Below are 11,882 nucleotides of genomic sequence, written 5' to 3'. Positions count from 1 at the left end.
GTCTAGGGATGGCGAACATCGTGGGGAACTATTTCAGGCGCAGTCCCGTATCCAAAAGCCGGCCCTGGTGAAGGGGCGTCGAGGCGTCCACCCGTGCGCCGTTGACTCCGGAGAAATGCGCCCGGAGAGTGGTAAGAACCCATGAGTGCACACGGATCATGCACGAAGGGGACAACTCGGCACGGATCGGGGGGTCCTGATGGCGGGGTGCGACGGCGGGTACCCGGTGCGCGGTGGGCGTGGCGGGGTGCCCTGGGCCGATGCGGCGCTCGCTGCCGTCGCGGCCGTGAGCTGGGCGACGGTCGGCATGGTGGGCGCGGCGGCGCTGGGGCTGCACCTCCTGGGGGCGGATGGGCACGGGTCGTTGGGACCGATGGCCGCGGCGGTGACGGTGCTCGCGGTGGGGGGAACCGTCACTCCCTCGGGAGACGTCTCCGTGTTCGGTCTGGAGGGGGCGAAGGCGTCGACGGCCGTCGACATCACGCCACTCGGGGTCGGTCTGGTCGGCGCGCTGCTGCTCGCCCGCGTCTTCCTGCGCTCACTGCGCACGGGAGGGCCGCACCTGCCGGGCCGGGAACTCGTCGCGCGTGCGGGGATGTTGTCGGCGGTGTTCCTCTGCGTGGTCGGCGGGCTGTGCTGGATGGGCCACGACACCGTCACCTTCGACTTCGACGGGAAGGCGCTGCGGTCCGGCGGGGACGGCAACGGCGGCGGGGCCGCGGTACCGGGGCTCGGCGACCTCGGCAGCATCGACGGCATCGACGGCATCGGGGGGCTGCTGCCCGACCGGCTCGGGGACCTGGTGCGCGCCGAGGCGTCGGTCGGTTTCACGGTGAACACCGGGGATTCACTGCGGGGCGCCGCCGTATGGTTGCTCGCCGTGCTGGTCGTCGCGCTGCTCGCGTCCCGCCGCGCCCCGCTGCCCCGCGGCTGGGGGGCCGTGCAGCGGACGGTACGCCCCGCGGCGTCCGCGCTCGTGACCGTGCTGCTGGTCGCCGTGGCGGCCGGGGCGGCGGCAGCCGGGTACGCGGCCGCGGGTGACGACCGTCCCGGCCGGATCTGCGGTGCGGCGCTGCTCGGCACGCCGAACGGCGTGTGGCTGGGCGTCCTGCTGGGCCTCTTCGTGCCGTGGGACGGCACGGCGACCGGTGGGCTCGCGCAACGGCTGCCCGACCCCCTGGACGAACTGCTTCGGGTCTCGGCGGGTGAACCGGTGACCTTGACCCGACTTGCGGCGCTCGACGGGAAGGCCTGGCTGCTGGCGGTGGCCTGCGCGGCGATGATGCTGTACGCCGGGGTGCTGACGGCGGTCCGTACGCCTCGTGCGGCAGAGACCGGGGTGGTGGCCTTCGCGGTGCGGTGTGCGGTGCCGCTGGGACTGGTCACCGCAGGGGCGCTGCTCCTGTTGGTGTTCCTCACGGAGGTGTCGGCGGAAGCGTCGCTGTCCGTGCTCGGGGTCGATGCCCTCGGGGCCGGGATCGACGTGAGGGGACGGTCGGGGACGGCGCTGGTCCTGGGAGCGGTGTGGGGTACGGGGGCGGGCTGCGCGGGCGCCCTGCTGGCGTGGAGCACCGGAGCCGCCGGCCGGCGTGCCTCCGCGCAGGGGGCGACACGGCGGACCGGGGAGCCGCCACCGGGTCCGTACCGACCGTCGGTGCCGTACCGGCCGCCGAACCCGGACACCAACCCGTACCTGAGGATGCCGGAGGGGTGGGTGCACGGGGCGCCGACGATTGCCGGTCCCGTCGGGCCTCTGCCGCCGGTACGCCGACCGCGCCCTCCCCGTGCCGAGCCGGACGCCTCCTCCGCGGACCAGCCCTCTGACGGGCCGCCGCCCCCGGGCACGCCCGGGACCCATCGGTGAGGCGAGTGCGGCACGGGGTGCCCGCGACGGATGTGGAGGACGGGTCCGGTGTGCCGGACCGGCATGAGGCGCGCGGCCGGAGCGGTATGGGAGTGCGTGGCCGGGCGGCGCGGACGGCCCCGGGCCTGTCCGGCCGGTCACGACTCCACCGCGCTCCCCCAGCCCCGCAAGCCCCACCACGTGGTCGTGTCCGGTCTACGGACCGGAGCAGCGCGTGGCACGCGGTGCCCGATACGGTGGAAACACCATGAGCGCATCGCAGCCACCTCAGCCGAACGACGTCCCCACCCTGCTCGTCAAGATCTTCGGGAAGGACCGTCCAGGGATCACCGCCGGGCTCTTCGACACACTCGCAGCCTTCTCCGTCGACGTGGTCGACATCGAGCAGGTCGTCACGCGTGGCCGCATCACCCTGTGCGCGCTCGTCACGAAGCCGACCGCCGGCTCCGAGGGCGAACTTCGCGCAACCGTGCACGGCTGGGCCGAGTCGCTGAAGATGCAGGCCGAGATCATCTCGGGCATCGGCGACAACAGGCCGCGCGGTAGCGGCCGTTCGCACGTCACGGTCCTGGGGCACCCGCTGACCGCGGAGTCCACGGCCGCCATAGCGGCCCGGATCACCAGCACCGGCGGAAACATCGACCGTATCTTCCGGCTCGCGAAGTACCCGGTGACCGCGGTGGAGTTCGCGGTGTCCGGCTGCGAGACCGGGCCCCTGCGGACCGCGCTGGCCACCGAGGCCGCGGAGATCGGAGTGGACGTCGCGGTGGTCTCGGCCGGGCTGCACCGTCGGGCGCAGCGGCTGGTCGTCATGGACGTGGACTCCACGCTGATCACCGACGAGGTCATCGAGCTGTTCGCGGCGCACGCCGGCTGTGAGGCCGAGGTGGCCGCGGTGACCGCGGCGGCGATGCGGGGGGAGCTGGACTTCGAGCAGTCGCTGCACGCCAGGGTGGCGCTGCTCGCCGGTCTGGACGCGTCGGTGGTGGAGAAGGTGCGCACCGAGGTGCGGCTCACCCCCGGCGCCCGCACCCTGATCCGCACACTGAAGCGGCTCGGATTCCAAGTGGGCGTGGTGTCGGGCGGGTTCACCCAGGTCACGGATGATCTCAAGGAGCGTCTCGGGCTGGACTTCGCCTCCGCCAACACGCTGGAGATCGTGGACGGCAAGCTCACCGGGCGGGTCATCGGCGAGATCGTGGACCGGGCGGGCAAGGCCCGGTTGCTGCGCCGGTTCTCGGCGGAGGCGGGCGTACCGCTGTCGCAGACGGTGGCGATCGGGGACGGGGCCAACGACCTCGACATGCTGAACGCCGCGGGGCTCGGGGTCGCGTTCAACGCCAAGCCAGTGGTGCGCAAGGCTGCGGACACCGCGGTGAACGTGCCCTTCCTGGACGCCGTGCTGTATCTGCTCGGCGTCACCCGGGAAGAGGTCGAGGCCGCGGACGTCCACGAGGACTGACGGACGGCGGCCGAGAAGCGGCCCTGACGTGCGTGTCGCGCCCCGGTGTGCTGTCGCGCCCCGGGGCTGCTCCGCGACCACGACCTGTGCGGTCAGTCGTGCGGGGCCCAGTAGTCGAGGAGCGTTCCCACGCCGTGCTCGACGGACTTCCAGGTGCCGGAGAAGCCGACCACGGCGAACGCGGCCGTCGGGAATCCTCCCCGGTTCATCCTGCCGAGGGTGTCCCCCTCGGCCTTGCCGGCGAGGGCGTCCGCGAGCGCGTGCATGCCGGGGTTGTGACCGATGAGCAGGAGGTCGTCGACGTCGTCGGGGGTCTCGTTGAGCAGCGCCAGCAGATCACCGAGCGAGGCTTCGTAGAGCCGCTCCTCGTACACCGTCTTCGGCCGCTGCGGCAGTTCCTGGACCGCGAGCTTCCAGGTTTCCCGCGTCCGCGTCGAGGTCGAGCACAGGGCCAGGTCGAACGGGATGCCGGTGTCGGCGAGCTTGCGGCCCGCCACGGGGGCGTCCATCCGGCCCCGCTCGGCGAGCGGCCGCTCGTGATCGGACACCTGGGGCCAGTCGGCCTTCGCGTGACGGAGCAGGACGATCCTTCGGGGTGCGAGGGGTCCGGGGGCTGTCCCTCCGGAGAGTTCAGCGGCGCTCATGCTCACCAGCTTCGCATGAAATGCGCCAGCGGGCGCAGGGTGTTGGCGTGCAATCCCGCGAGGGTGAGCGCCGGTGGGCCCCGTACCGGGAAGGGGGGCGCGGGCCTTCGGACCAACGGGTGGGACCCGGATCAACGGGTCAGGGTCTGGTGGATCCGGTCGAGGAGGGCTCCGACGGCGGGGTCGCCGGTGGCGGCGTGCACCTCGCCCGTGCCGGTCACCAGTACGAGCAGTACGGCGAAGGCGATCACCGGGAGCGCGACGGCCCACCACGGCAGGCGTACGTCGACGCCGCCCGCGGCCGGGGTGGGGGACGAAGGGTGCGTGCGGGCCGACATGGCCGCCTCCGTGGTCTGAAGGTGCGCGGTTGCGTGGCCTCCAACGTACGGATCGCGGCGCTGCTCCCCCATCCGGTGAACCACCCACTTCCCCCTGACGCCCGCCCCCTAGGGGACGGTGGGGAGAACCCCCTTCGGGGCCGGGTTCAGGGCGCGGCGATCGAGGCGACGATGCCGATGACCACCGTGATGGCGATCATCACGCCGAAGATGAGCAGGAGCTTCTTCTGGCCGTTCGGGGGGTTCGGGTCGAGCACAGGCATGGGGTCAGTCTCGCATCCCGGCCTCGTCCTCGATCGTGCGGTCCCGTCCGGCGAGGATTCCGACGGCGATCTGCGGGAGCATCAGCCCAGCCATCAGCGCGAGCGGCAGCTGCCAGCCGCCGCTGTGCTGGTAGAGCACGCCCACCAGCAGCGGGCCCGGGATGGAGATCAGGTAGCCGGTGCTCTGGGCGAAGGCGGAGAGCCGCACGACACCCGCACCGCTGCGGGAGCGCAGCCCGATCATCGTCAGGGCCAGGGGGAACGAGCAGTTGGAGATCCCCAGCAGCAGCGCCCAGGCCCAGGCGCCGGCGGCGGGCGCGAGGAACAGGCCCGCGTATCCGGTCAGCCCGCACAGGCCGAGGACGACGACGATGGGGCCCTGCTGCTTCAGCCGGGTGGCCAGTCGCGGGATCACGAAGGCGAGCGGGACGCCCATGACCATGGTCACGGCGAGCAGCACCCCGGCCGTGCCAGCGGGGACACCCGCGTCGCGGAAGATCTTCGGCATCCACCCCATGGTGATGTAGGCGCCGGTGGCCTGGATCCCGAAGAAGCAGGCCAGGGCCCAGGCGGTACGGCTCCGGGTGATGGGCGGGACGTCCGTCCGGACGGACGCGGGGGCTGTGTGCGGCGCCGGGGCGGGCGCCCCCGCGGCCCGTTCGCGGACCAGGAGGGTCCAGGGCAGTACGGCGGCGACGGCGAGCGCAGCCCAGACTCCGAGTCCGGCGCGCCAACTGCCACCCAGCGCCGTGGTCATGGGGACGCTCACGGCCGCGGCGAGGGCGGTGCCCAATGACAGCGCCATCGAGTACAGGCCGGTGACGCTGCCGATGCGGTCCGGGAAGTAGCGCTTGACGATCACCGGCATCAGGACGTTGCTGACGGCGATTCCCATGAGCGCGAGGGCGCTGGCCGCGAGGAACGCGGCGGTGCCGCCGGCGAGGGGGCGGATCAGCAGGCCGGCGGCGATGGCCGTCATCCCGGCGCAGACGATGGCTGCAGGACCGAAGCGCCGCGCGAGGCGGGGCGCGGTCAGCCCGAAGACAGCGAAGCAGAGCGGCGGCACGGAGGTGAGGACCCCGGCAACGGTTCCGCTCATGTGGAGGCCGCTCTGCACCTCGTCGAGGAGGGCGCCGAGGCTGGTGATCGCGGGGCGGAGATTGAGCGCGGCGAGGACGAGTCCCGCCGTCACCAGGCGCAGGGTCCAGACCGCTCTCCGGGGAGGGCCGGAGTGCGGTCGGGCGTCCGTGGCGGCTGGGATCAGGGAGGTCGTCTCATCAAGCATGGAGCCCATCATAGAATCATGGGATGATTAGTTGTCCAATGAGTTGCCGTTCGCCCCGCGACCGTGATCCCGTATAACTGCGGGTGACGGCGACGACTGCGCTGACCGTTCGTGCGGACAAGGAGCACCATGGCGCTGACCTCTCCCCGGCGATCCGCCCTCTCCGACCAGGTGATCGCCGAGCTGCGCAACCAGATCACCTCGGGTGAGTGGCCGGTGGGGTCCCGCATCCCCACCGAACCGGAACTGGTCGAGCAGCTGGGCGTGGCCCGCAACACCATCCGTGAGGCAGTGCGCGCGCTCGCCCACAACGGGCTGCTAGACATCCGGCAGGGCTCGGGCACGTACGTGGTCGCGACGAGCGAACTCGCCGGGGTCATGCACCGCAGGTTCGCCGACGCCGACCCGCGGCACATCGCCGAGTTGCGCTCCACCCTGGAGTCCTCGGCGGCCAAGCTGGCTGCCGAACGACGCACGGACCGCGATCTGAAGCAGCTGGACGCCCTGCTGGCCCGCCGTGAGGAGGCGTGGGAGTCGGGGGACGCGGAGCAGTTCGTCGCGGCCGACACGACGTTCCACCTGGCCGTGGTCGCGGCATCGCACAACGACGTCCTGACCGCCGTCTACGCCGACCTCGGCGATCTGCTGCGCGACTGGCTGCGCGGCGACGTGGGCCAGGAGCTGCGGCCGGAGAACCACATGGACCACACGCGACTGGTCGACGCGATCCGGGCCTCGGACGGGGACGCGGCGGCCACCGAGGCGGCGGCCTATCCGTTCATGTGCTCGAAGGGCGGATCCTGACGCCCGTGCGGGGGTCGACCCGGGTCGTCACGCCGACCGTCGCAGATGGCTCACCCAGACGCTGCTGATCTCCTTCCAGCACCGCTCACTGAGCCGGGCCCGTCCGGTCGCCGCGACGTCGACGGGCTTGCTGTCCGCGTCGACGTCCCACCAGCGTGCGCACTCGACGTGGAGCTGGACCCGATCGGTGTCCGGGTAGGGGTTGTGGCAGTAGGCCGTGGCCCGGGAACCTTCGACGAAGACGCTGCAGTCGGCTCCGAAGGGGCGGGGGGTGGACGCCGGCTGCGGCAGGGAGGCCGCAGGGGCCGCCGCCCACAGGAGGGCCGCGAGCACCCCCAGTACGGTTGCGGAACGCCAGGACGTAACCACGAGCAAGACCTCCTCGGCCGTACTGCGGCATGCGCCGCTGCTGCACCACAAGGGAGGGAATGCCTCTCCAGGTTCCCCGGCCCGGGGTCGGTCCGCCCGTTCCGTTGACCCGAACGGGCGACGCCCCGGCCCCCGCGCACAGCGGGTGACCGGGGCGTCGCGGGCGACCGGGTGACGCCCTGCGCTCGTAACGGTGCGTTATGCACCCATCATGTGGACGCCACCGTCGACGTGGACGATCTCGCCGGTGGTCTTGGGGAACCAGTCGGAGAGCAGCGCGACGACTCCGCGGCCGGCAGGCTCCGGGTCGGCCATGTCCCACTCCAACGGCGAACGGTGGTTCCAGACGTCCGCGAGTTCGGCGAAGCCAGGGATGGACTTCGCAGCCATCGAGGCGAGCGGGCCCGCCGAGACCAGGTTGCACCGGACGTTCTGCTTGCCCAGATCGCGGGCCACGTACCGGGAGGTGGCCTCCAGCGCGGCCTTGGCCGGGCCCATCCAGTCGTACTGCGGCCAGGCGAACTGGGCGTCGAAGGTCAGACCGACCACCGCGGCGCCCTCCTGCGGGAACAGCGGCAGGCAGGCCATGGTCAGCGACTTCAGCGAGAACGCCGAGACGTGCATCGCGGTCGACACGGACTCGAACGGGGTGTTCAGGAAGTTGCCGCCGAGGGCGTCCTGCGGGGCGAAGCCGATGGAGTGCACGACGCCGTCGAGACCGCCGAGTTCCGCGCGCACCACCTCTTCGAGGCGGCCGAGGTGCTCGTCGTTGGTGACGTCGAGCTCGATCACCTTGACGGGCTTGGGCAGCTTCTTGGCGATCCGCTCGGTCAGCGTCGGTCGCGGGAACGCCGTCAGGATGATCTCAGCGCCCTGCTCCTGGGCCAGCTTGGCGGTGTGGAAGGCGATGGAGGACTCCATCAGCACACCGGTGATGAGGATGCGCTTGCCGGCGAGGATTCCACTCATGTGATCAGTGACCCATGCCCAATCCGCCGTCAACGGGGATGACGGCTCCAGTGATGTACGAGGCGTCGTCGGAGGCGAGGAACTTCACCGTGGCGGCGATCTCCTCCGGCTGCGCGTAACGGCCGAGCGGCACCTGCGAGACGATGCCCGCGCGCTGCTCGTCGCTGAGGACCTTGGTCATGTCGGTGTCGACGAAACCGGGCGCGACGACGTTGAAGGTGATGTTCCGCGAGCCGAGTTCGCGGGCGAGGGAGCGGGCGAAGCCCACCAGGCCGGCCTTGGAGGCCGCGTAGTTGGCCTGGCCCGCCGAGCCGAGCAGTCCGACCACCGAGGAGATCAGGACGACACGGCCCTTCTTGGCACGCAGCATGCCGCGGTTGGCACGCTTCACGACGCGGAAGGTTCCCGTGAGGTTGGTGTCGAGGACGGTGACGAAGTCCTCCTCCGACATCCGCATCAGCAGCTGGTCCTTGGTGACACCGGCGTTGGCGACCAGCACCTCCACGGGACCGTGCTTGTCCTCGATCTCCTTGTAGGCCTGCTCCACCTGATCGGCGTCGGTGATGTCGCAGCGGACCGGCAGGCAACCCAGCTTGGTCAGCTCCTCCGGCGGCTCCCCCGACCGGTACGTGATCGCGACCTTGTCTCCGGCTTCGGCGAATGCGCGGGCGATGGCGAGGCCGATGCCCCGGTTTCCTCCGGTGACGAGAACCGAGCGGCTCAACGGATCACCCTTTCGGTAGAGGTCTGGTACTGCGAAAACCTATCGGTACCGTCCCGTGCACAGGGGATCGACCCCTGACAGTGGCGTGCGGGATGCACTGTCGGATCCCTACAGAAAGCGGTAGGCAGCGGCACCGAAGCACGACATGATCGGGTGGACCGTCCCATGACGACGAGTCCGACCAGGACAGGAGACATTCGTGGCTCATTCCATCGACGAAGCCTTCACGGCGCTGCCGCTGCGGGCGCTCGCCGACGCAGCGCTCGCACGAGCACGTGCACTCGGCGCTGAACACGCCGACTTCCGGCTGGAACGGGTGCGCAGTGCGGCCTGGCGACTGCGGGACGCGAAGCCTGCGGGTTCGTCCGACACCACCGACCTCGGGTACGCGGTGCGGGTCGTGCACGGTGGGGCGTGGGGCTTCGCCTCCGGGGTCGACCTGACCATGGACGCCGCGGCCCGGGTCGCGGGCCAGGCAGTGGCGATGGCGAAGCTGTCGGCGCAGGTGATCGCGGCCGCCGGGTCGGACGAGCGGGTGGAGCTCGCCGACGAGCCGGTGCACGCGGACCGGACGTGGATCTCGTCGTACGAGATCGACCCGTTCTCGGTCCCCGACGAGGAGAAGGCCGGGCTGCTGGCGGACTGGAGCACGCGGCTGCTGCGGGCGGACGGCGTGGCCCACGTGGACGCCTCGCTGCTCACCGTCCACGAGAACAAGTTCTACGCCGACACGGCGGGGACGGTGACCACCCAGCAGAGGGTGCGGCTGCACCCGCAACTCACCGCGGTCGCGGTCGACGAGACGACCGGCGAGTTCGACTCCATGCGGACCATCGCGCCGCCGGTGGGGCGCGGTTGGGAGTACCTGACCGGCACCGGCTGGGACTGGGACTCGGAGCTGGACGGAATTCCGGAGCTGCTCGCGGAGAAGATGCGGGCGCCGAGCGTCGAGGCGGGGTCCTACGACCTGGTGGTGGACCCGTCCAATCTGTGGCTCACCATCCACGAGTCGATCGGCCACGCGACCGAACTGGACCGGGCGCTCGGCTACGAGGCGGCGTACGCGGGCACGTCGTTCGCCACGTTCGACCAGCTGAACAAGCTCAGGTACGGATCGTCGGTGATGAACGTGACGGGCGACCGGACCGCGGAGCACGGCCTCGCCACGATCGGGTACGACGACGAGGGCGTCGAGGCGCAGAGCTGGGACCTGGTCAAGGACGGCACCCTCGTCGGCTACCAGTTGGACCGGCGGATCGCGAGGCTGACGGGCCTCGGCCGGTCCAACGGCTGTGCGTTCGCGGACTCCCCCGGGCACGTGCCGGTGCAGCGGATGGCGAACGTATCGCTGCAGCCCGAGCCGGGCGGCCTGTCGACGGAGGACCTGATCGGCGGGGTGGAGCGCGGCGTCTACGTGGTCGGCGACCGTTCCTGGTCGATCGACATGCAGCGCTACAACTTTCAGTTCACCGGCCAACGCTTCTACCGCATCGAGAACGGCCGGCTGGCCGGACAGCTGCGCGACGTCGCCTACCAGGCGACGACCACCGACTTCTGGGGCTCGATGGAAAAGGTCGGCGGCCCGCAGACATACGTCCTCGGCGGCGCCTTCAACTGCGGCAAGGCCCAGCCGGGCCAGGTCGCGGCGGTCTCGCATGGCTGCCCCTCCGCCCTGTTCCGGGGCGTAAACATCTTGAACACCACCCAGGAGGCCGGTCGATGAGCCCCGTCAGCAAGCCGCACGAGATCGTCGAGCGCGCCCTCGAACTGTCCACAGCCGACGGCTGTGTGGTCATCGCCGACGAGCACTCGTCGGCGAACCTGCGCTGGGCCGGGAACGCGCTCACCACCAACGGCGTGACGCGCGGCCGCACGCTCACCGTGATCGCCACGGTCGACGGCGCCGAGGGCACCGCGTCCGGGGTGGTGTCGCGGTCAGCCGTGACCGCGGACGACCTCGAACCGCTGGTGCGGGCCGCCGAGGAGGCCGCGCGGGCCGCGGGCCCCGCCGAGGACGCCCAGCCGCTGGTCGCAGGGATCCCGGTGGCGGGAGACTTCACGGACGCTCCGGCCGAGACGTCCTCTGCCGTGTTCGCCGAGTTCGCGCCCGCACTCGGTGAGGCGTTCGCCCGGGCCCGGTCCGGCGGACGAGAGCTGTACGGCTTCGCCAACCACGAGCTGACCTCGACCTACCTCGGCACGTCCACGGGCGTACGGCTGCGGCACGACCAGCCGAACGGGACGCTGGAGGTGAACGCCAAGTCTCCGGACCGCAGCCGTTCCGCCTGGGCGGGCCACTCGACGCGGGACTTCAAGGACGTCGATCCCGCGGCGCTGGACCACGAGCTGGCGACCCGGCTGGGCTGGGCCGAACGTCGCATCGAGCTGCCCGCGGGACGCTACGAGACCCTGCTGCCGCCGACCGCGGTGGCGGATCTGCTGATCTACCAGCTGTGGTCGGCCTCGGGCCGGGACGCGGCGGAGGGCCGCACGGTCTTCTCCAAGCCCGGCGGGGGCACCAGGCTCGGCGAACCCCTCGCGCAGCTGCCGCTCACCCTGCGCAGCGACCCGAGCGAGCCGGGCCTGGAATCGGCACCTTTCGTGATCGCGCACTCCTCCGGCGGCGACCTCTCCGTGTTCGACAACGGCCTGCCGCTGTCGGCGACCGACTGGGTGCGGGAGGGCACGCTGGACCGGCTGGTCACCACGCGGCACAGCGCCGGTCTCACCGGACTGCCGGTCGCGCCCGCAATCGGCAACCTGATCCTGGACGGCGGCGGGGAGCGGTCCCTGGAAGAGATGGTCGCCTCCACCGGACGGGGACTGCTGCTCACCTGCCTCTGGTACATCCGCGAGGTCGACCCGGCGACGCTGCTGCTCACCGGACTGACCCGGGACGGCGTCTACCTGGTGGAGAACGGCGAGGTCATCGGCGAGGTGAACAACTTCCGCTTCAACGAGTCGCCGGTCGACGTGCTGTCGCGGGCCGTGGAGGCGGGGCGGACCGAGAAGACGCTGCCGCGCGAGTGGAGCGACTGGTTCACCCGGGCCGCGATGCCTGCGCTGCGCATTCCGGACTTCAACATGAGCTCGGTCAGCCAGGGCGTCTGAGCCCCCGGGCAAGCCCATAGACTGCTGCAGGCAATTCCATCGTTTCCCC

At 71.3% G+C, this 11,882-nt stretch carries 12 protein-coding genes; 5 read left to right on the top strand and 7 right to left on the bottom strand.

Annotated elements, in window-relative coordinates; translation table 11 throughout:
• Positions 1–199 precede the first annotated feature (199 nt).
• Together ACFXOM_RS06180 and serB are read left to right on the top strand one after the other, a co-directional pair.
• Positions 200–1,864, top strand: a complete 1,665-nt coding sequence (locus tag ACFXOM_RS06180) for a streptophobe family protein (protein WP_384944701.1) — start codon at positions 200–202, stop codon at positions 1,862–1,864.
• Between the two features lie 247 nt (positions 1,865–2,111).
• Positions 2,112–3,326 carry a phosphoserine phosphatase SerB gene (gene serB, locus ACFXOM_RS06175; protein ID WP_384935475.1) on the top strand — a complete coding sequence of 405 codons (1,215 nt, stop codon included), beginning with the start codon at positions 2,112–2,114 and terminating at the stop codon, positions 3,324–3,326.
• 92 nt (positions 3,327–3,418) lie between these two features.
• Here serB and ACFXOM_RS06170 read toward each other — a convergent pair whose 3' ends face one another.
• The 4 genes from ACFXOM_RS06170 to ACFXOM_RS06155 all read right to left on the bottom strand — a co-directional run bounded on the left by ACFXOM_RS06170 (position 3,419) and on the right by ACFXOM_RS06155 (position 5,856).
• Positions 3,419–3,970, bottom strand: coding sequence for a SixA phosphatase family protein (locus ACFXOM_RS06170; protein WP_384935478.1), 552 nt, complete (start codon positions 3,968–3,970; stop codon positions 3,419–3,421).
• Positions 3,971–4,101: 131 nt separating this feature from the next.
• Entirely contained in the window at positions 4,102–4,308 is a 207-nt protein-coding gene (locus ACFXOM_RS06165; protein WP_384935480.1) for a hypothetical protein, read from the bottom strand.
• Positions 4,309–4,454: 146 nt separating this feature from the next.
• Positions 4,455–4,571 (bottom strand): SGM_5486 family transporter-associated protein, encoded by a 117-nt coding sequence (locus tag ACFXOM_RS06160; RefSeq protein WP_384935483.1) that lies wholly within the window; start codon positions 4,569–4,571, stop codon positions 4,455–4,457.
• A 4-nt stretch (positions 4,572–4,575) separates the two neighbouring features.
• Positions 4,576–5,856 (bottom strand): CynX/NimT family MFS transporter, encoded by a 1,281-nt coding sequence (locus tag ACFXOM_RS06155; protein ID WP_384935485.1) that lies wholly within the window; start codon positions 5,854–5,856, stop codon positions 4,576–4,578.
• Between the two features lie 129 nt (positions 5,857–5,985).
• Here ACFXOM_RS06155 and ACFXOM_RS06150 point away from each other — a divergent pair, with 129 nt between their 5' ends.
• On the top strand, positions 5,986–6,660 hold the full coding sequence (locus ACFXOM_RS06150) for a FadR/GntR family transcriptional regulator (RefSeq protein WP_384935488.1): 675 nt from the start codon (positions 5,986–5,988) through the stop codon (positions 6,658–6,660).
• A 27-nt stretch (positions 6,661–6,687) separates the two neighbouring features.
• Here ACFXOM_RS06150 and ACFXOM_RS06145 read toward each other — a convergent pair whose 3' ends face one another.
• The 3 genes from ACFXOM_RS06145 to fabG form a co-directional block, all read right to left on the bottom strand.
• Positions 6,688–7,029 carry a hypothetical protein gene (locus tag ACFXOM_RS06145; protein ID WP_384935491.1) on the bottom strand — a complete coding sequence of 114 codons (342 nt, stop codon included), beginning with the start codon at positions 7,027–7,029 and terminating at the stop codon, positions 6,688–6,690.
• 198 nt (positions 7,030–7,227) lie between these two features.
• Positions 7,228–7,998 carry an enoyl-ACP reductase FabI gene (gene fabI, locus ACFXOM_RS06140; protein ID WP_384935494.1) on the bottom strand — a complete coding sequence of 257 codons (771 nt, stop codon included), beginning with the start codon at positions 7,996–7,998 and terminating at the stop codon, positions 7,228–7,230.
• A gap of 4 nt (positions 7,999–8,002) precedes the next feature.
• Positions 8,003–8,722, bottom strand: coding sequence for a 3-oxoacyl-[acyl-carrier-protein] reductase (fabG, locus tag ACFXOM_RS06135; RefSeq protein WP_384935496.1), 720 nt, complete (start codon positions 8,720–8,722; stop codon positions 8,003–8,005).
• Positions 8,723–8,921: 199 nt separating this feature from the next.
• Between fabG and ACFXOM_RS06130 the strand changes: the two genes are divergently transcribed.
• Positions 8,922–10,445, top strand: a complete 1,524-nt coding sequence (locus ACFXOM_RS06130; RefSeq protein ID WP_384944703.1) for a TldD/PmbA family protein — start codon at positions 8,922–8,924, stop codon at positions 10,443–10,445.
• Entirely contained in the window at positions 10,442–11,833 is a 1,392-nt protein-coding gene (locus tag ACFXOM_RS06125) for a metallopeptidase TldD-related protein (RefSeq protein WP_384935502.1), read from the top strand. Before ACFXOM_RS06130 ends, ACFXOM_RS06125 begins: the two co-directional genes overlap by 4 nt.
• Positions 11,834–11,882 lie beyond the last annotated feature (49 nt).

It is taken from the genome of Streptomyces sp. NPDC059169 (genome assembly GCF_042755225.1).
Lineage (GTDB): Bacteria > Actinomycetota > Actinomycetes > Streptomycetales > Streptomycetaceae > Streptomyces.
Note: the sequence above shows the minus strand (reverse complement) of the source record. Positions and strands in the feature narration are given on the sequence as shown.

Coding starts and splice junctions, on each gene's coding strand:
- ACFXOM_RS06180 (WP_384944701.1), top strand. CDS start 200: ATGGCGGGGTGCGACGGCGGGTACCCGGTGCGCGGTGGGCGTGGCGGG.
- serB (WP_384935475.1), top strand. CDS start 2,112: ATGAGCGCATCGCAGCCACCTCAGCCGAACGACGTCCCCACCCTGCTC.
- ACFXOM_RS06170 (WP_384935478.1), bottom strand. CDS start 3,970: ATGAGCGCCGCTGAACTCTCCGGAGGGACAGCCCCCGGACCCCTCGCA.
- ACFXOM_RS06165 (WP_384935480.1), bottom strand. CDS start 4,308: ATGTCGGCCCGCACGCACCCTTCGTCCCCCACCCCGGCCGCGGGCGGC.
- ACFXOM_RS06160 (WP_384935483.1), bottom strand. CDS start 4,571: ATGCCTGTGCTCGACCCGAACCCCCCGAACGGCCAGAAGAAGCTCCTG.
- ACFXOM_RS06155 (WP_384935485.1), bottom strand. CDS start 5,856: ATGCTTGATGAGACGACCTCCCTGATCCCAGCCGCCACGGACGCCCGA.
- ACFXOM_RS06150 (WP_384935488.1), top strand. CDS start 5,986: ATGGCGCTGACCTCTCCCCGGCGATCCGCCCTCTCCGACCAGGTGATC.
- fabI (WP_384935494.1), bottom strand. CDS start 7,998: ATGAGTGGAATCCTCGCCGGCAAGCGCATCCTCATCACCGGTGTGCTG.
- ACFXOM_RS06125 (WP_384935502.1), top strand. CDS start 10,442: ATGAGCCCCGTCAGCAAGCCGCACGAGATCGTCGAGCGCGCCCTCGAA.